This window comes from Acinetobacter lwoffii (assembly GCF_024129715.1).
Taxonomy (GTDB): Bacteria; Pseudomonadota; Gammaproteobacteria; order Pseudomonadales; family Moraxellaceae; genus Acinetobacter; species Acinetobacter lwoffii_U.
Map to the genome: position 1 here is coordinate 13,674 of NZ_JAMXXM010000030.1, position 16,186 is coordinate 29,859.

Consider the following 16,186-nt stretch of genomic DNA (forward strand, 5'->3'; position numbering starts at 1 on the left):
AATAAACTCCTATTAGGGTTTCTTTTAGAACAATGGAGAAATTAAATAATTAAAGAAATTCTTCTAATACCGAATTTAAAAAGATATGTCCCTGTTCGGTACATGAAAGCCGGTCTTGATCATCAACCATTAATTTTCTGTCACGCAAAGAACTCAGCAACTCATTCAAGCGATCCAGACTCAGGCCAGTACGTTCTGCATAGAGCTTGGCTTCCACGCCGTGATTTAAACGTAACGCATTCATCATAAATTCAAATGGCATGTCGGCATCTTCAATCCGCTTAAACTGCACATGCTCGGCAGGTACTTTGGCTAAGTAGTCCTTAGGTAAACGGGTTTTCTGGAACCGATACACGCCATCTGTCTGAGTGACTTTGCCATGTGCTCCGGCGCCAATTGCCAGATAATCACCAAACTGCCAGTAATTCAGATTATGTGCTGAAGGCAGTTCTTTACGCCAAGCCGAAACTTCATAGTTGATAAAACCCTGCGCTTTTAAGTAGAGCTCACCCTGCTCCTGAATATCTTCCAATACTTCATCGACAGGCAAAATCGGTTGAGTCCGGAAAAATACCGTATTTGGCTCAATCGTCAGCTGATACCAGGAAATATGCGTAGCGCCCTGTTCTACCGCCAGTTTTAAATCATGTAAAGCTTGTTCTAAAGTCTGTTCCGGTAAACCATGCATCAAGTCGACGTTAATGCGCTGAAAGCCAGCTTCACGTGCCAGCCCAATGGCAGAAATCGCATCTTCATTGCTATGAATCCGTCCCAAACGCTTGAGATGCTCGGTATTAAAACTCTGCACCCCAATTGACAAACGATTAATGCCGGCCTGCAAATAACCAGCAAACGGATCATGTTCGACCGTACCGGGATTGGCTTCCAGTGTAATTTCACAGCCTTCAGCAAAGGGAATAATGGCTTTAAGCTGATCAAATAACCATTGATAGCCTGGGGCAGAAATCAGTGACGGCGTCCCCCCACCAATAAAGACACTGTGAATCTGCCGGCCTTGGGCAAAATCGACCTGAGTTTTAAAGTCTTCCACCAGTGCTCGTAAATATTCCTGTTCCAATTCCAGTGATAATTGACCATCCGGAACCGCATGCGAATTGAAGTCACAATAAGGACATTTGCGCACACACCAAGGCATATGAATATATAAGGACAAAGGGACAGCAGCAGGATTCAATTCAGCCAAAGAACTACTCAAAAACGATTACAAGATATAGCCGAATTTTAACATGACTCGGCGGCAAGACTGCTAAAATTAAATTTGATCGTGTGATATGCCTAAAAATTTAAATAGAATTAGTCAGTTAAAATTATGAAAATATCTTCTCAACTTATTATTTTACTTCCTTTGGTTTTTGCAATCGGTGTTTTATTGACACTCCAGACCGCAATTAATACACAACTAAAAGAATATTTATATTCTCCTATTCAAGCTGCATTTTTTTCCTTTTTGATTGGTACAATAGTGCTCGCCGTAATCGTACTTTTTCAGTCCAATCCCAAACCCGGTTTACAGGAACTGATGAGTGTTCCCTGGTATTTATGGCTCGGGGGCATCGTGGGTGTATACGCGATTAGCATGAGCATTTATGCAGCGCCCAAACTTGGCTTTCTGGTTCTTAGCGGTCTCATTATTTTTGGTCAGATGGTGATGTCGATGCTGGTCGATCATCTGGGATTATTGGGTAATGAAAAAATGCCGATTAATTGGCAACGTCTTTTAGGCGGCGTGGTAATTTTTATTGGTGTGCTTCTCACTTTACAACGCTAAACCTTCTATTTAAGCACATGATCACGATGAGTAATTTTTGTGTCGAATGTTTCACCAGTCACAACCTTTGGTTTTGAATTAAAAAAACTGTTTCATCTGATGCTGCCTATTCTGGTGACCCAATTTTCTCAGGCTGGTCTGGGTCTGATTGATACCATTATGGCCGGTCACCTGTCTGCTACCGATCTTGCCGCGATTGCCGTCGGAGTAGGACTCTGGATTCCGGTGATGCTGCTGTTTAGTGGCATTATGATTGCCACGACGCCTTTGGTTGCTGAGGCCAATGGCGCACGCACACCTGAAAAAATTGCCACCATTGCACGTCAATCGCTTTGGGTTGCCCTGATTCTTGGGGTAATTGCCGGCTTGATTTTGCAACTCTTGCCGGCCACTTTGCCACTTTTAGGTGTACCGGAAAGCTTACAACCTAAAGCCGGTTTATTTCTGCATGCGATTGGTTTTGGTATGCCAGCGGTAACCATGTATGCGGCCTTACGCGGCTATTCTGAAGCGATTGGAAATCCGCGTCCGGTGACCGTGATTAGTTTATTGGCGCTGGTCTTGCTAGTTCCGCTGAACTATATCTTTATGTATGGTATTGGCCCTGTTCCGGCCCTAGGCAGTGCAGGCTGTGGGTTTGCCACGGCGATTTTACAGTGGCTAATGGTCATCACCCTCGCGTTGTATATCTTTAAAAATAAGGCCTATCAACGTACCCAGCCTTTTACCCATTGGGAAAAAATCAACCCGGAATGGATGAAGCGCATCTTACAGCTTGGCTTTCCAATCGGATTGGCAATTTTTTTTGAGGTCAGTATTTTCAGTACTGCTGCAATTGTGCTGAGTCCTTTGGGTGAGACCATTGTCGCTGCCCATCAGATTGCTATTTCTGTCACTTCACAACTGTTCATGATTCCCATGTCACTGGCAATTGCCCTGACCATTCGGGTCGGCACTTACTATGGTGAACAGAACTGGCAAGCCATGCGTAAAGTGCAATATCTCGGCCTGATTACTGCCACTATTCTGGCGATCCTGACCATGATTCTGCTTTGGGTTTTCCGCAATGAAATCGTGGCGCTCTACACCTCAGATATGATCGTGACCCAAATTGCGGTGTATCTGATTCTGTTTGCCATTGCCTATCAGTTGATGGATGCCTGGCAGATCAGTGCGGCAGGTTGTCTGCGCGGCATGCAGGATACCAAGGGGCCGATGTGGATTACCATGCTGGCTTACTGGATCATCGCCTTCCCGGTTGGAGTATATTTATCCCGCTTTACCGAGATGGGCGCTGCCGGTGTTTGGGTTGGCCTGATTGTAGGCCTCAGCGTAGCTTGTATACTTTTATTGGGCCGTTTATATGGCAATAATAAACGCTTAAGTCTAAACAACTAAACACTTTTATTTGATTAATTTAAGCTAGAAAATGCGCTGAGATTAAAGATCCAGCGCATTTTTTAATCCTTGTGGAATCTCAGATTCATCCACTACATCTTTAATCACCACCTGCCCCACAATTACATCCGTACCATTAAAAGTCATGGTGGGTGAACCATATAGCTCATAACCTTCATTTAAGGCACGGGTCACCCGCGCACAAAAATGTACATCATCTTTCCCGGTAAAATATCGATAGACTTTCATTGAATTTTCTTCATTACTACACTCTGTTTATTCTAAGCTTTTAGCTATAAAACAACATTCAGAATTAGTACTCGGTCTTATCTAAAACGATGACGGATTCCGGCATATTCTTATAGTTTAAACGCAAGCAATAAAGATAAATCTTTTAACAAATCAAAGATGATGCATTAAACATGGAGAAGCTGAAGGAAATCACAACACAACCTCTACAATTAAATCTAGGCAATTGAACCTTTGTCACCTATGATCAAATACATCCATTCATAGTTGGCTTCAAGGAATCTCGCATGGCAAAAACGGCTAGCACACCCGGTCGTCGCTTTATGAAACTTGCCGGAATGACCGCAAGTATTGCAGGTAAAACCCTCTCCAATTCCATTAAAAATTTAACTGCCGATGACGAGCAGAAAAACACTGCGCGCAGTAAATTATTTCAGGATATTGGTGTGCAGGTTGCGGATACCTTGGGGGAAATGAAAGGCGCAGTCATGAAAGTTGGCCAGATCGCCTCTCAATATAAAGACGTTTTCCCGCCCGAAGTCGCTAAAGCCATTGCTAAATTACAGCGTCAGGCGCCACCCATGCCGTTTAAAGAAATTCAGGCACAGGTAGAAAAAGAATTGGGTAAACCTTTACAGCAACTTTTCCAGCAGTTTGATGAACAGCCATTTGCCGCGGCCTCGATTGGTCAGGTGCATAAAGCCACTCTACCGAATGGCCAGCAAGTTGTAGTCAAGGTGCAATATCCTGGTGTGGATGAAGCCTGCGAAAGCGACCTGAAGCAAGTTCGTCTGGCACTGCGCATGATGGGCGTATTAAAGATTGATCGTAAACTTCAAGATCAATTATTTAAAGAAATTCAGCACAGTCTGGACAATGAGTTGAACTATGAAATTGAAGCCCAGAATCTGGAAATCGCCCGTGCCTTCCATGAATCTCTGGATAGTAAAATTATAATTCCGAAAGTGTTTCATGAGTACTCTTCACGTCATATTCTGACTTTGAGCCAGGAGCTTGGTGAAAGTATTGAAACTGCCAGCACTTGGCCACTCGAAACCCGAAATGCTTTAGGTCGCCGCCTCTTCCGCGCCATTGGTCAGGAAATTTTTTATCTGAAACGCTTTCACTGTGACCCACATCCGGGTAACTTTGCATTTCGTGAAGATGGCTCTGTGATTGTTTATGATTATGGTGGCGTTAAAACGCTGTCGACTGAAGTAATTGGACATTTCAGAGAATTGATCCATGCTGCACGTGAGAAGAATATTCCCGTAATCGAACAACAGCTGGATGCACTACATTCCTTGACTGAAACTGGAAAATTCCCCACAGAGTTGTATGAACAATGGCTGGAAGTGCTTATGCGTCCTCTGGTCACTCACTATGATTTTGCTGAAAACTCAGCGCATCATGATGGGATGGAGCTACTAAAACCTTCGTTGAAATATTGGGATGTATTTAAGCCCTCTCCTGATACCTTGATGGTGAACCGGACAATTTCAGGACAATACTGGAACCTGATTCATCTCAAAGTACATGATGATTTAAGTGATGTATTTGAAGAACTGGTACCGAGCCGAAGTTAAATTGAGACGATAGGCTTACACGCTGCAACACTAGATTACTTGAAATATCAAATGTTATATTATAACATTTAATCACGAATCATGAGGAAGTTAGATATGCGTTCAGATATCCATCCTGAGTATCGTGAAGTGTTATTCCATGATACCAATGCCGATGCCTATTTCGTGATTGGCAGCACGATGAACTCGAGTCAAACCAAAGAATATCAAGGTAAAACATATCCTTATGTAACACTAGATATTTCGAGTGCATCACATCCTTTTTATACGGGTGAGCAACGTCAGACCAGTAATGAAGGTCGTGTAGCAAGCTTCAACAAACGTTTTGGCCGCTTTAAACGGGGCTAAGACCGAAAACTCTCGATGATTTTAAAGTTTAAATCGTGGTTTATGTCAGGAAATGACCTCCAATTTCCTGACTTTTTTATGCGCTTATTTTAACTCTGTGCCAACACAAATGAAGTTAAATAAAAGCCCAGCGCCAGAACAATAATGCCAACAATTAAGCTGGATAATGCATATAACAGCGCTAGGCCCATAGCACCTTGCTTGAATAACAAAAAGCTTTCCAGACCGAAACTGGAAAATGTGGTAAAGCCACCGAGAATCCCCACCATTAAAAACAGACGAGCTTCTTGTTGGAGTGCTGGATATTTTTGGCTACAGGCAAAAAAAATCCCGGCACATAAACAGCCTAAAATATTGATCCACCAAGTAGGCCAGGGAAATTGCATTTGTGGTTTAAACAGCCAAAGTCCTGCTGCATAACGCAGACTGGCACCGATTGCCCCACCCATTGCCACCCAAAGCCAGCCCATATTTTTTTCCTGTTCTATTTATCGATCAAGTTTATTTTATCCACAGTTTCATATTCATCATGGATAATTTTCACTGTTATCTTGAACCGAAAATCAATGAAATACCATGGAACTTCGCAAGAAAATTGCTATATTTATTGCATCCAATTTTCATGAATGGCACAGGAAAAACAGCATGGCACAGGATTTATTGGCCCAGTTGGCAGCAGGCGAAGCAAAATTTGCAGATGTGATTACTTATATCGAATCGCGTTATACGCATACACCGACTGCATTTAAAAATGGCCAGCAGAATAATGCGGCCACAGAAAACCAGGGCAGCGCCAAAGTCTTTTCTTTTGCACAATTAAATGGTCTGGATCAGGCACAAACGTTAAGCCTGTTTGCCGAACATTATTCGGCTGTACTGGCGACGCCAGAGGCAACTGATCATCAGAATATCCGTCAATTTATGCTTAATGGGTGGGATGAAATTGCCTTTGAAGGTCAGGCTTTAACTGCGAAGTAAGTACTAAGCAGATAAAAAAACCGCTCAAAGGAGCGGTTTTTTATACAACTCAGAAGTGTATAGAATGTCTGTTTTAGCTCTTAGCGACTTTTTCAATCCACTTAATGGAACTGACGCGGAAAACTTCACAGGCACCATCACCCGTATCGGTCGGAGTTAAAGACGATTTCCAGACCAGATCTTTGTCACGCACTTCAACCAGTTCCCCTTGCATACGCACCAGATCGCCACGCTTTACTTTTTTAATTGCCTTGGCAATTTCAGGATTGGCAGGAATGATATGCATATTGGACACCATCTGCTTGGCTTGTTCTACCGGCACTGGCACCCGATCCATTTTCCAGTTTAAATAACGGTCATATTGATTCACTGTGATATGTCGGGCAATTTCAGGTTCAGCAAACAGCCCCCAACTGACGGCATAATCAATCGGAGAGAATTTGGCTTGCGGGTCAGAACTATAAACCTTGGAACCCAGAATACGGAAATCACCTTTAAAGGGCTGCAAGACCGAAATTGACTGGCCTTTAACGACAGGAGGCAAACCTTTGGCAATATTGTGGTCGACCGAGCTATAGCCCGAAATAGGCAGCAACAGGCTGGCCAGCAAAGCATAATGTTTAAAGTATTTGAGCATAATTTTTAATCTAATCCTAATCAAGTTGATCAAACGTTTTAAGGATATCTTCCTTGATCTTACGGATTTTTTAATGAATAAACAGTTGAACTTGGTAACAAACTGCACGTATTTAGTCAGCTCGATATATGCCTGTCATTTTATTTTTCAGTTAAGCTAGAACGTATTTCCATCAAATTAAAATAACTCAAATGCTGTATAAACTTTATCAACAACATATCTTTCCGCATCTGCTGAATCAAGTGATGCAAACGCCATCCTTGATGGACTTGCGTCGTGAACTACTTTTGGATATTTCCGGTGAAGTACTGGAAATTGGTTTTGGTACCGGCCTGAATCTGCCTTTTTATCAATCGGTTGATAAGGTCTATGCACTAGAACCAAACCCGACGATCTTCAAACTGGCAGAATCACGAATTCAACAGGCCGCTTTTCAGGTCGAACATATTCAGGCCAGTGCAGAAGCTTTACCTTTTGCCGAAAATAGTCTGGAAAATATTGTATCTACCTGGACGCTTTGTAGTATTGCAGAGCTGGAACAGAGCCTGCAGGAAATTTATCGTGTGCTACAACCGGGTGGGACTTTACATGTGGTCGAACATGTTCTGAATCGACAAAATTTAAATATTCAGCGTCTACAACATTTACTCACTCCCATTCAAAAGAAAGTCGCAGATGGCTGTCATCTGAATCGGGATATTGAGACCGCCTTGCTGGAAACCGGTTTTGAAATAGAAACTTTAAGTTATGTAGATGCCGAGGGTATACCCAAGATTGGCCAACGTATGTTGTTAGCACGTGTTCGTAAACCAGGAAGCTAATTTACGACCATCTTATATTTAGTGTGGCTGAAGGTGGGTTACTTGCAGCAACTGACAATGAGCACGATATTCAGAGCCCGTCCCGACCCGGAATTCTTGTCCAGTCGTGCCTGAATGAACTGTCACCAGATCACCAGTGAGCGTGATTTTCTGCCCCGATTTTAGCCGGCGAATCTGATCGGCAATTTTTTCAGTGGCAGCAATCAGACTAAAATACTGTACATGCGTATTGACGAAGTCACGCTCCGCTTTATTGGTTTGTCCTTCGAGCTGATAGCAGCGTTTTGCTTCATCAAACTCCAGTTTTGCCTGTATAGCGGGCAGCGGTTGAGTCAGCAACAGCACATCAATATTACTCAGATAGGCCAGATCATTAAAATGCCCCACCACAGGGCTGGCCTGATGCAGCACCCGACGATCAGGTTTTACGAAACGGTGATCATGCACAATATAAGTCGCGGAAATGCGCTTAACGGGTTCTACTTTAAAGTTTTTAAGTACGCCTTTTTCTTGCAGATGCGGAATGGCACGAAAAAACTCATTCCAGACCCAGAGTCCAAGCATAAACAGCAGCGCAGTGATCAGTAATTTTTGCATAATTTTTATTCTTCACTGGATTTTGGTCAATCCTGAAAATCAATCCGAATGGTTTCAAAACGTACCCGCCCTTCCTGAATCGCTCGGGCAATGGCTTGCTGGCCTTTGGTCAGACGTGCTCCACCACTTTTAATGTCAATCAAAACCACTTCAATATCTTCAGCGTCGCCTTCGCCATCACGAAAATCGGTATAGCCATCAAAGACCACATAATCCACCGGATCGCCCAGAAACTTGGCATCACTCGGCAGATATTGAAATTCCGGCATGATCGGCGCGAGCTGTTCCGCCATTTTTCCTTTGAGGACGGCACGACTAGTATTCACGCTGCGTTTTTGCGCGGCAACGAGGGACTGCTGATGCTCCAGTTCCAGCTCGGCAATATACTGCTCATATTCGGCCTTGATCCGCCCATTACGCGTCTGACTTAAAATAATAGTGGTCAATACCACCCCGATACATGCGCCAATCAGCATGGCCATCCATATGGACATTCAATCTTCCTAATTTGCCTGATTTTTATAGCATCGCATTCGACTGAAGTTGAGGACTTCGGCCATTTGCATACTTGAAAAGAATGATATGCTAGGCCGGAACAGAATAAAATCACCTTGAGTCATGAAAACAATTTTAGTTGCGAATCAGAAAGGCGGTTGTGGCAAAACCATGACAGCCATTAGTTTAGCGTCAGCACTCGCACAAAAGGGTTATAAGGTGGCATTGGCCGATGCCGACAACCAGAAATCCACATTGCAATGGCTCAAGCATCGTCCGGCACAGGCAGCGCAGATCCAAAGTCTGGACTGGCGCAATAGCAAGTCCATTGGTGATGCGCCGAAACAGATCGAATACCTGATTATTGATGCACCAGGTGCTTTGACCGATGATCATGCCGAACAGCTGATCAGTGAAGCACATGCGATTATCATCCCGATCCAGCCTTCTTTTTTTGATATCGATTCGACCCGCCGTTTTCTCAAACATTTGCAGGACATCAAACGCATCCGTAAGGGCAAGGTTGAAATTTTACTTTTGGCCAATCGCACCAAAGCAAATGCAGCCAGCAATCAGGACATACAGCAGTTTTTTGACAAGATCGACCAGCAGCCAGTGGCTTGGATTTCAGAACGCGCCCCTTATAGCCGTTTAGCAATGGAAGGCCTGTCAGTCTTTGATAAACCTCAGAAAATCTACCGGGAAATGCAGGCTCAATGGCAACCGGTACTGAATGCCATTATTGATGATCCGAGTCAGTGGTTTTGAGTCAATCGTCTGAATCGCGGTATAGCTTTGGGAAAATAATCTCGCTACTTGGCTAGCTATCATTTTCGATCGCTTTTTTTTCAGTTAATATGCCTGAACACGACCTAAAAAATGAGTCATTAAATTCAGTGCAACAGTACGCGCCTACATTACAAAAAGTCTTATTATTTGGATTGTTCTTTATCCTGATTTTTTTGAGTTTTCATATACTCAAGTATTTCATCATTCCTGTAGTTTGGGCAGCCATTATTGCCTATATGACTTGGCCGCTGTATCAGTCGGTATTACGCCTGTGCGGCAATCGACCGACACTAAGCGCAACCGTAATGATCTTGGCCGTGATTCTGGTCTTTGGGCTGCCGTTTATTTTCGCCATTTTCATGTTGCAGCACGAAGGTCGTAACCTGTATTTTGAATTGCAGCGACAGGTTTTTTCCGGTCACCTGAATGTCCCTGATTTTATTCGCGGGCTTCCGATTGTCGGCAAGGAAATTACCCGAACCTTAAATGAAATTAACACTGATCCGCAGAGTATTGCATTGTCGGTATCGACCTGGATTCAAGGCCATCTGAATTACGGCAAAGTGGTGTTGAATGAAGTTAGTAAAAACATCTTTAAATTATGTTTTGCGATACTTTCGCTGTTTTTCTTCTACCGTGATGGTCAGACCATTTTAAATCAGGTGCGTAAAGCCTTTGAAATGGTGGTCGGTCCACGTGTACATCATTATTTTTCGACCATTTCTGCGACTACACGTGCCGTGGTCTATGGCGTCGGTTTGACCGCAATTGCACAATCCTTATTGGCTGGTCTGAGCTATTTTGTTGCAGGTGTGCCGAATCCGATGGTTTTAACCATTGTGACCTTTATTTTTGCCCTGATTCCCTTTGGCCCACCTCTCGCCTATAGTGCGGTGGCGCTATGGCTGTTTTCACAAGGACAAACCATTGAAGCCATTGGGGTCATGGTCTGGGGCGTCTGTATTGTCAGTACTGCCGATAACGTCATTCGCCCATTGGTGATTTCTGGCGCAACCCAGATTCCTTTCCTGCTGATCATGTTTGGAGTCTTGGGTGGTATTGCCAGTTTTGGTCTGGTCGGGGTGTTTATTGGCCCGGTGATTCTGGCTGTATTGCTTGCAATCTGGCGTGAATGGTTACATGAAAGTAATCTGAATGAACCTTTAATGATGCCTAAAGCCACCATGGCACATGAGATTGATCCGGAAACACAAGACACACCGCCCAAGGCACCTTAAAGCATAGATAGAATCGACTTAAACAAAACAAAACATTTAAGTACTGATTCTATATAGAGCTTCTGATCTTGCTCTGTTTAAATGAATCCACAAAACAGAATAAAGATCAGGATGCCAAAATCATGTCTTCATTGTTTAAAATTACGACACTTTGCGCGTTAAGCGCCGCACTTTTTACTGGTTGTGCATCAACCTCCCCATCAAATGAAGTAGTCAGAGCAGTGACTGTGAATGCTGTAACTGCTCAAGGTGTGGGCCAAGAGGTTGGTACCGTATTACTCAGTGACAGCCCAGCCGGTCTGGTTATTCGTACCAATCTGAAACAGCTTCCTGCGGGTGAGCGCGGTTTCCATATTCATGAAAATGGTTCATGTGCTCCTGCTATGAAAGACGGTAAGATGGGCGCAGCACTGGCTGCAGGTAGCCATTACAATCCAAATCAGGCACCACATCACGGTACACCAGTGACAGGTCACTTAGGTGATTTACCCGCATTGAAAGTCAATGCTGACGGAACTGCACGTGTCACCTTGCTTGCACCACGCCTGAAACTGGCTGATGTTCAGGGTCGTGCCATTATGGTACATGCCGGTGGCGACAATTATTCCGATAACCCATTACCATTGGGTGGCGGCGGTGAACGTATTGCCTGTGGGGTGATCTAAACACCTTCATGCCAATGACTAAATAGAAAAAAACGGGCAGCATGCTCGTTTTTTTCATGGATTTTTCTTTTATTTTGGCGTCTAAATTGCATTCAGAACTTTGCGTTTTTACTTTCCGGATCCTGTCCCTGTGAATGCTGCCCGACCTGCGACTGCTACTTTTGTTAAAATTATAAAACCTGTCCTGCTGCCCTTTCAGTCCAGTGCGCTGATGACTTATTGCCTGCAGATCCTGCTGGTGTTTTTAGGTACTACTTTCGGTCTGAAATTTCTGGGTTATGAGTTCTTGATCGTTCCAGTAACTTTAGGGGCAATTGCCACGGCACTGACTGATTTTGATGACCGGCTAAGCCTGCGTTTGCGCAACCTGTTACTGGTCATCATTCTGTTTTTTAGTGTCAGCAGCATTCTGGAATTTCTTGCTCCGCATAAATTCTGGTTTGCACTGTGGCTATCCCTGTCGAGTGCGCTGTTTATTCTAATGGGTGCCTTAGGCCAACGTTATGCCACAATTTCATTTGGCACCATTTTACTGTCAATCTATACCATGTTCGGCCTGGGCGAATATCAGCACTGGTATGAACAGCCACTTTATTTTGTCATTGGGGCGCTATGGTACGGCCTGACGTCTATTCTATTTTTTCTGCTGCGTCCTACTTTGCAGGTTCAGGAAAATCTCGCACAAAGCTTGCAGCACATGTCGGATTTACTGCTAAGTAAAGCCAAACTGTTTGATCCGGACCAGCATCCGAATGTTGAAACCCTGCTCTATGAGTTGTCACTTAAAAATACTTTAGTCATTCAGAGTTTTAACCGCAGCAAAGATTCGCTATTGACCCGACTCAAAGCTTCGCGTGCCAATGGCAACACCATTTACTGGCTGAATCTGTATTTTCTGATGCAGGATATTCATGAACAGGCCACAGCGAATTATCTGCATTATGAACAGATCGAACAGCATTTTAGCCGCACTGACCTGATTTTCCGGATTCAAAAAAATATCCGTCTGCAAGCCCTTGCCTGTCAACATTTGGCAGAATGTGTATTGCGCAATGAAAAATTTTATCTGTCTGCAGATGATGAACAGGCATTAAAACATTTACAGGAATCGATGCAGGACTGGATTGCCCAACACCCACAGAATATTGAAGTTAAAAATTTACAGCTTATTCTGGCCAATCTGCTGAGTGTACATGAGCAGTTACAACACCTGCATGATCAACAGGCACTGTATAAGCCACGCTATCAGCAGCATTTTGATGACCTGAGCCTGTTTGATGATGATATTCGCGATAGCACAGATCTCTGGCTGAAACTCAAACCGCACTTGAGTCCGCAATCGGCACTCTTTCGGCATGCGGTGCGGATTGCCATTGTGTTTCTAGTCGGCTATGCCATTTCATTATTGCCCTTTGCGAAAAATGGCTACTGGATTTTACTGACCAGCCTGTTTGTCTGTCAGATCAGTTATTTTGCCACCCAAAGCCGGCTCAAATTGCGGACGCTCGGAACATTATTGGGGGTCATGCTGGGCGTTCCCATTCTGTATTTTGTGCCAAGTGTCGAAGGTCAGTTATTGCTAACAGTAATTTTTGGTGTCGGTTTTTTCTATCTACGTTCCAAAAAATATGCCATGGCCACTCTCATGGCAACCTTAATGGTACTCCTGATTTTTAACCTGAAAGGTGCCGGTTATGCCATTATTTTACCGCGTATTATTGATACCGTCATAGGCTGTCTGATTGCCTGGATGGCAGTAAGCTGGATCTGGCCTGACTGGAATTTTCGTAATATTTCCAGCAATATTAAAAAATCATCGCTTGCTACGCTGGACTATTTTGCTGCAGTGGTCGAACAATATCGAAACGGTAAAGATAACAGTATTGCTTACCGGACTGCACGGCGTCTGGCCCACAATGCACAGATTGATTTATCCAGCATGATTTCAAGCCTGAGTACCGAACCGAATCCAGATCCGCAACTGGTTAAAAGTGCCTTTCGCTATCTGGTCTATAGCCACAGCCAGCTCAGTTATATTGCAGCATTGGGGAGTCACCGTGAGCAGGTTAGTGATACACAAATTCTGGATTTAATGCGCTGGTGTCAGCAAACCTTAACTGGGGTATTGCTGCAACAACAGCCTTTAAATACCTACGGCATTGATCATAAACTGGCAGAAATTCAACGCTTAAGTACCCAGGAAAACCAGTCAGCACATCTGCTTTTGGTACTGAAACAGATCAGTTTATTGCTGGAAACCTTACCGGAATTACTAAAATTACGTCATGAATTATTAGGTGCCGAGATTAAATAACCAACTGCTTCACTTGGTTATAACTTATTAAAAATATTGAATATATCTTTATTATTAAGATTCAATATTCAGGTGATATTCGGTACACTCAAAACTAATTCGGTTAAATCAATATGTATTATGAACATCAAAACTTTGCGTCTGGTCGGTTTGCTTGAAGGGATTTCATTCCTGCTGCTGTTATTTATCGCGATGCCAGTGAAATATATGATGGATAATCCGATTCTGGTCAAATATGTCGGTATGGGTCATGGGGTACTGTTTGTGCTATTTCTGGTGGTTTTATTTGCGGTATGTGAAAAACAGAAATGGTCTCTCAGCACGTTTGTGATGGGTTTAATCGCTTCGATTCTACCTTTCGGTCCATTCCTGTTTGATATGAAACTGAAGAAGCTGGAACAGCCCGCTGAAGCTTAATTGTAGAATCCTAATATAATTAGATCAGTCAAAAGAAAATTCTCTCTCCCTTTGGGAGAGAGTTAGAGAGAGGGAACTTATTAAATACTTAACCTCACCCTAGCCCTCTCCTAAAAGGAGAGGGAAATTCAATACTGAACATATGATTTCAATAATTTATAATTTTCCTTAATAAGGAATCAAAACTCCCCACGCTCTTGTCTTTCCAGCATTAACTGTTTGAGTTGCATGCGTGGCAAAGTAAACCAGAGTGCAATCAAGATAAAAGACGCACTGCAATAGGCCCAGATATCATAAGCTTCATATGCCATTCTTACTGCTTCAATTACCACAAAAAAGCTGAGCATCAGGATAATAGAAACCGTCGCAGCCACCGTACCTTTGGACACTTCTGAAGACATCAGTGCAAAACGGTATAGTACCGAGAAACTTACGCCCTCACCTAGACTGATACAAGTGGTGCCGATAATCAGACAATGAACAAAATACTCTGGAATCAATAAGCCCAACATCAATAAACCGGCACCCAACAGCATCAGTGGCAGACCCAATAATACGGTTTTACCCAGCGGCATTTTATCGATAATTTTCAGCAAAATCAGATTACCTGCAATCAGGCCACCCAAGACCGGAAACTGCGCCAGACCATATTGCACACTACTGAATCCAAATTGCTCGACCAGAATCACTGGTGACAAGGCAATCCATAACATCAAGGGCAGACTTACCAAAGGCAGAGCTACAGTCATGATCACAAAGCGTTTATTTTTTAGAACCTGTTTAAAGTCATCCAGAATATAGCTAACCGGCTGTCTGGGAATACTGACTTTCAGGTTTGGCATTTTGGCTTTCAGGCCGAACCAACTCAGAAATGACAAAAATGCGATACCGATAAAACCCCAATGCCAGGAGATATGATCAATCATAAAGGCACCCAGCACTGGTCCTAGCAAGGGTGCCAGCAAAGACACATTGGCCATCAGTGCCATGACTTTGATGGCATCACGTTCTTCAAAGCTTTCCTGAATGGCAGCATAACCAACGGCGGTAATAAAGGACAGCCCAAAGCCCTGTAAAAAGCGCAGAAATAAGAAACTTTCGATATTGGGTGTCAATAAAATAGCCAGACAGCTAAGGGTAAAAAATGCCACACCGCCGAGCAGTACCATTTTACGTCCAAGACGATCGGACAAAGGTCCCAGAATCGCTGCGACAAATGCCCCACCCAACAGGAAAAAGGACATGGAAGATGGCGCCCAAGAACTGCTTACCCCAAAGTCACGGGTAATCGACAGCATGGCTGGTTGGATCAGGTCATTACAGATATAGACGGAGAATTCAAACAGGACCAATGCCAGCGGGAACATGAGTGTGGCACGGGTCAGTTTTTGGGTTTGGATGTTTTGCATGGGAGTTTTTATTGTCATTCTGCCCGTTTTAACAGACTGAACTTCGTCTAAAATAGAAAGAGGAAATTTTAGCAGACTACTATTTTTAAATCCGTTCTCTTTTTTAATGATTCACTCAAAATATTATATTTTTCTTTTACTGACTTGGCTTCAAATTATCTCATTTATAAGCATTAGTAAAATGCTGCGAAATAAAAAAAATTACAGCCATCACAAATCAATAAAGGACAAACTATTTTTATGTATTTTAGTAACTTATAAAAATCAAATAGACTCTACTGAATTCCACTCTTGAAACCATTTTTCTTTTGTAACATTTTCAAAATGAAGAATTTGTTCTACCAAGTCTATAATTAGTTGATCAATAGATCTCTTGCGAAAGTTAATTTAAGAGCATCCAATTCACCATTCCAGCAATTAAATTCATTCTTAGACCAAATCGTTTCCGTCTATCTA

18 protein-coding genes are annotated in these 16,186 nt (G+C 43.2%); 11 read left to right on the top strand and 7 right to left on the bottom strand.

All coding sequences use genetic code 11. The annotated features are described in order from the left end of the window. Window positions 1-49: 49 nt before the first annotated feature. On the bottom strand, window positions 50-1,204 hold the full coding sequence (gene hemW, locus NI462_RS13475) for a radical SAM family heme chaperone HemW (RefSeq protein WP_253161012.1): 1,155 nt from the start codon (window positions 1,202-1,204) through the stop codon (window positions 50-52). Window positions 1,205-1,330: 126 nt separating this feature from the next. On the opposite strand from hemW, the gene NI462_RS13480 reads away from it, so the two are divergent. Both NI462_RS13480 and NI462_RS13485 read left to right on the top strand, forming a co-directional pair. Further along, window positions 1,331-1,789 carry a DMT family transporter gene (locus NI462_RS13480; protein WP_005108571.1) on the top strand — a complete coding sequence of 153 codons (459 nt, stop codon included), beginning with the start codon at window positions 1,331-1,333 and terminating at the stop codon, window positions 1,787-1,789. A gap of 39 nt (window positions 1,790-1,828) precedes the next feature. After that, a complete protein-coding gene (locus NI462_RS13485) occupies window positions 1,829-3,187 on the top strand; it encodes an MATE family efflux transporter (RefSeq protein WP_354269839.1) in 1,359 nt (452 codons plus the stop codon). A 42-nt stretch (window positions 3,188-3,229) separates the two neighbouring features. On the opposite strand, the gene NI462_RS13490 is transcribed toward NI462_RS13485, so the two are convergent. Beyond that, a complete protein-coding gene (locus NI462_RS13490; protein ID WP_004281552.1) occupies window positions 3,230-3,436 on the bottom strand; it encodes a DUF1737 domain-containing protein in 207 nt (68 codons plus the stop codon). A 287-nt stretch (window positions 3,437-3,723) separates the two neighbouring features. Here NI462_RS13490 and NI462_RS13495 point away from each other — a divergent pair, with 287 nt between their 5' ends. Beyond that, window positions 3,724-5,022, top strand: coding sequence for an ABC1 kinase family protein (locus NI462_RS13495; RefSeq protein ID WP_253161014.1), 1,299 nt, complete (start codon window positions 3,724-3,726; stop codon window positions 5,020-5,022). Between the two features lie 96 nt (window positions 5,023-5,118). Beyond that, on the top strand, window positions 5,119-5,370 hold the full coding sequence (locus NI462_RS13500; protein ID WP_004732342.1) for a type B 50S ribosomal protein L31: 252 nt from the start codon (window positions 5,119-5,121) through the stop codon (window positions 5,368-5,370). Window positions 5,371-5,459: 89 nt separating this feature from the next. Here NI462_RS13500 and crcB read toward each other — a convergent pair whose 3' ends face one another. After that, a complete protein-coding gene (gene crcB, locus NI462_RS13505) occupies window positions 5,460-5,840 on the bottom strand; it encodes a fluoride efflux transporter CrcB (RefSeq protein ID WP_180086837.1) in 381 nt (126 codons plus the stop codon). Between the two features lie 175 nt (window positions 5,841-6,015). Between crcB and NI462_RS13510 the strand changes: the two genes are divergently transcribed. Continuing rightward, window positions 6,016-6,348 carry a HopJ type III effector protein gene (locus NI462_RS13510; protein ID WP_253161016.1) on the top strand — a complete coding sequence of 111 codons (333 nt, stop codon included), beginning with the start codon at window positions 6,016-6,018 and terminating at the stop codon, window positions 6,346-6,348. A 73-nt stretch (window positions 6,349-6,421) separates the two neighbouring features. Here the strand turns inward: NI462_RS13510 and NI462_RS13515 are convergent, their stop codons facing one another. Further along, complete coding sequence (locus NI462_RS13515; protein WP_253100522.1) at window positions 6,422-6,985, bottom strand: hypothetical protein; 564 nt, start codon at window positions 6,983-6,985, stop codon at window positions 6,422-6,424. A gap of 191 nt (window positions 6,986-7,176) precedes the next feature. On the opposite strand from NI462_RS13515, the gene NI462_RS13520 reads away from it, so the two are divergent. Beyond that, on the top strand, window positions 7,177-7,806 hold the full coding sequence (locus NI462_RS13520) for a class I SAM-dependent methyltransferase (RefSeq protein ID WP_114541836.1): 630 nt from the start codon (window positions 7,177-7,179) through the stop codon (window positions 7,804-7,806). 18 nt (window positions 7,807-7,824) lie between these two features. Here the strand turns inward: NI462_RS13520 and NI462_RS13525 are convergent, their stop codons facing one another. After that, window positions 7,825-8,403 carry a hypothetical protein gene (locus NI462_RS13525; protein ID WP_004732353.1) on the bottom strand — a complete coding sequence of 193 codons (579 nt, stop codon included), beginning with the start codon at window positions 8,401-8,403 and terminating at the stop codon, window positions 7,825-7,827. A gap of 26 nt (window positions 8,404-8,429) precedes the next feature. After that, window positions 8,430-8,897, bottom strand: a complete 468-nt coding sequence (locus NI462_RS13530) for a Holliday junction resolvase-like protein (RefSeq protein ID WP_086044427.1) — start codon at window positions 8,895-8,897, stop codon at window positions 8,430-8,432. A 124-nt stretch (window positions 8,898-9,021) separates the two neighbouring features. Between NI462_RS13530 and NI462_RS13535 the strand changes: the two genes are divergently transcribed. The 5 genes from NI462_RS13535 to NI462_RS13555 all read left to right on the top strand — a co-directional run bounded on the left by NI462_RS13535 (window position 9,022) and on the right by NI462_RS13555 (window position 14,321). Next, on the top strand, window positions 9,022-9,666 hold the full coding sequence (locus tag NI462_RS13535) for a ParA family protein (RefSeq protein WP_253161018.1): 645 nt from the start codon (window positions 9,022-9,024) through the stop codon (window positions 9,664-9,666). 128 nt (window positions 9,667-9,794) lie between these two features. Next, on the top strand, window positions 9,795-10,925 hold the full coding sequence (locus NI462_RS13540; RefSeq protein WP_224216247.1) for an AI-2E family transporter: 1,131 nt from the start codon (window positions 9,795-9,797) through the stop codon (window positions 10,923-10,925). 122 nt (window positions 10,926-11,047) lie between these two features. Then, on the top strand, window positions 11,048-11,590 hold the full coding sequence (sodC, locus tag NI462_RS13545; RefSeq protein ID WP_253161020.1) for a superoxide dismutase [Cu-Zn] SodC: 543 nt from the start codon (window positions 11,048-11,050) through the stop codon (window positions 11,588-11,590). Between the two features lie 130 nt (window positions 11,591-11,720). Then, window positions 11,721-13,904, top strand: a complete 2,184-nt coding sequence (gene yccS / locus NI462_RS13550; protein WP_253161026.1) for a YccS family putative transporter — start codon at window positions 11,721-11,723, stop codon at window positions 13,902-13,904. A gap of 120 nt (window positions 13,905-14,024) precedes the next feature. Next, on the top strand, window positions 14,025-14,321 hold the full coding sequence (locus tag NI462_RS13555; protein WP_071850918.1) for a DUF3817 domain-containing protein: 297 nt from the start codon (window positions 14,025-14,027) through the stop codon (window positions 14,319-14,321). A gap of 179 nt (window positions 14,322-14,500) precedes the next feature. On the opposite strand, the gene craA is transcribed toward NI462_RS13555, so the two are convergent. After that, window positions 14,501-15,730 carry a chloramphenicol efflux MFS transporter CraA gene (gene craA, locus NI462_RS13560; RefSeq protein WP_253161022.1) on the bottom strand — a complete coding sequence of 410 codons (1,230 nt, stop codon included), beginning with the start codon at window positions 15,728-15,730 and terminating at the stop codon, window positions 14,501-14,503. Window positions 15,731-16,186 lie beyond the last annotated feature (456 nt).

Coding starts and splice junctions, on each gene's coding strand:
- NI462_RS13480 (WP_005108571.1), top strand. CDS start 1,331: ATGAAAATATCTTCTCAACTTATTATTTTACTTCCTTTGGTTTTTGCA.
- NI462_RS13490 (WP_004281552.1), bottom strand. CDS start 3,436: ATGAAAGTCTATCGATATTTTACCGGGAAAGATGATGTACATTTTTGT.
- NI462_RS13495 (WP_253161014.1), top strand. CDS start 3,724: ATGGCAAAAACGGCTAGCACACCCGGTCGTCGCTTTATGAAACTTGCC.
- NI462_RS13500 (WP_004732342.1), top strand. CDS start 5,119: ATGCGTTCAGATATCCATCCTGAGTATCGTGAAGTGTTATTCCATGAT.
- crcB (WP_180086837.1), bottom strand. CDS start 5,840: ATGGGCTGGCTTTGGGTGGCAATGGGTGGGGCAATCGGTGCCAGTCTG.
- NI462_RS13510 (WP_253161016.1), top strand. CDS start 6,016: ATGGCACAGGATTTATTGGCCCAGTTGGCAGCAGGCGAAGCAAAATTT.
- NI462_RS13515 (WP_253100522.1), bottom strand. CDS start 6,985: ATGCTCAAATACTTTAAACATTATGCTTTGCTGGCCAGCCTGTTGCTG.
- NI462_RS13520 (WP_114541836.1), top strand. CDS start 7,177: ATGCTGTATAAACTTTATCAACAACATATCTTTCCGCATCTGCTGAAT.
- NI462_RS13525 (WP_004732353.1), bottom strand. CDS start 8,403: ATGCAAAAATTACTGATCACTGCGCTGCTGTTTATGCTTGGACTCTGG.
- NI462_RS13530 (WP_086044427.1), bottom strand. CDS start 8,897: ATGTCCATATGGATGGCCATGCTGATTGGCGCATGTATCGGGGTGGTA.
- NI462_RS13535 (WP_253161018.1), top strand. CDS start 9,022: ATGAAAACAATTTTAGTTGCGAATCAGAAAGGCGGTTGTGGCAAAACC.
- sodC (WP_253161020.1), top strand. CDS start 11,048: ATGTCTTCATTGTTTAAAATTACGACACTTTGCGCGTTAAGCGCCGCA.
- NI462_RS13555 (WP_071850918.1), top strand. CDS start 14,025: ATGAACATCAAAACTTTGCGTCTGGTCGGTTTGCTTGAAGGGATTTCA.
- craA (WP_253161022.1), bottom strand. CDS start 15,730: ATGCAAAACATCCAAACCCAAAAACTGACCCGTGCCACACTCATGTTC.